This is a genomic window from Vibrio sp. 1180_3 (assembly GCF_029478545.1).
In the GTDB taxonomy this organism is placed as follows: Bacteria; Pseudomonadota; Gammaproteobacteria; order Enterobacterales; family Vibrionaceae; genus Vibrio; species Vibrio aestuarianus.
Genome location: NZ_SJFM01000232.1, coordinates 1 through 299, shown reverse-complemented (window position 1 = coordinate 299; position 299 = coordinate 1). Strand labels below are relative to the sequence as shown.

The window sequence follows — 299 nt, the reverse complement described above, 5'->3', positions numbered from 1 at the left end:
CGTTGTTATCAGTCAGCTTTCCAAATTGTTAAAGAGCAAGATTTTCTGATGAAAACCATTTTTAAGAACACTTAAGCAATGTGCTTAAAGATGGTGGAGCTATGCGGGATCGAACCGCAGACCTCCTCGCTGCCAGCGAGGCGCTCTCCCAGCTGAGCTATAGCCCCAACTACTCTAAAACTGTATAAACCATCAATCTGTGTGGACACTCATCAGTGTAATCATCGTATAAGGAGGTGATCCAGCGCCAGGTTCCCCTAGCGCTACCTTGTTACGACTTCACCCCAGTCATGAACCAC

Annotated in this window: 1 tRNA gene and 1 rRNA gene; both read right to left on the bottom strand. The window is 46.8% G+C overall.

Features of this window, described 5'->3' with window-relative positions:
- Positions 1 to 91: 91 nt before the first annotated feature.
- A tRNA-Ala gene (locus tag EYW48_RS21700) sits at positions 92 to 167 on the bottom strand.
- 62 nt (positions 168 to 229) lie between these two features.
- Positions 230 to 299: ribosomal RNA gene (locus EYW48_RS21695) — 16S ribosomal RNA — on the bottom strand; the annotation flags it as partial.